Source organism: Synechococcus sp. OH2 (assembly GCF_047462155.1).
Taxonomy (GTDB): domain Bacteria; phylum Cyanobacteriota; class Cyanobacteriia; order Thermostichales; family Thermostichaceae; genus Thermostichus.
In genome coordinates this window covers 1,899-2,478 of sequence record NZ_JANSIR010000100.1, presented here as the reverse complement: position 1 = coordinate 2,478, position 580 = coordinate 1,899, and the positions used below count along the sequence as shown (strand labels likewise).

Here is a 580-nt window from a genome sequence, read left to right as displayed (position 1 = left end):
AGCTTTCCAGAGTTGGGAAGTATAGCGTGGAGCAGATAGTGCAGACTTGTTTACTACATCCTGCTTCCGGAGTTGGTTTGCTAAGTGTTGCTACTGTACCCCTTTATTCCTTAACAGGCTGTACCTATTGTTCGTGAGCTGGGAGCAAAATATAAAAAAGTATAGCGTAAAGAAATCTAATGTACCCCTTGATTCTTGAACAGGCTGTACTTGCGCTCCAAAGCAAAGGGCAAATAGACAGAGCCATATCCTTATTCCAAGTCCTGCTGATGTTGTCGCTGGACCCAGAGCAAGTGTTCTTGCAAAGGTTCCACTAGGGTTTCTGGCAGCATCGTTAACCGGCTCTCCATCCCTTTGCTATGGCGAATCGCCAGTTGCCGTTGGGCAAAATCCACATCTTTAACCCGGAGCTGCTGAGCTTCTGCCAACCTCAAGCCACTGCCATACAGCACCTGCACCACTAAGCGATAGATCCCAGACAGATGCACAATGACAGCCTTGACCTCCTCAGGGGTTAAGACCGTAAGCAAATAGCGTGAGCGCTTGGCTCATACGGCGTCTAGGTTAAGGTCTAGCTCCA

The 580-nt window shown here is 48.6% G+C and carries 1 protein-coding gene and 1 pseudogene; one reads left to right on the top strand and one right to left on the bottom strand.

Annotated elements, in window-relative coordinates; all coding sequences use genetic code 11:
- Nucleotides 1-103 (top strand): annotated as a pseudogene (locus tag NW835_RS09930) (IS630 family transposase); the annotation flags it as partial.
- A gap of 148 nt (nucleotides 104-251) precedes the next feature.
- Here the strand turns inward: NW835_RS09930 and NW835_RS09925 are convergent.
- Complete coding sequence (locus NW835_RS09925) at nucleotides 252-530, bottom strand: tyrosine-type recombinase/integrase (RefSeq protein ID WP_414366470.1); 279 nt, start codon at nucleotides 528-530, stop codon at nucleotides 252-254.
- Nucleotides 531-580: the final 50 nt, after the last annotated feature.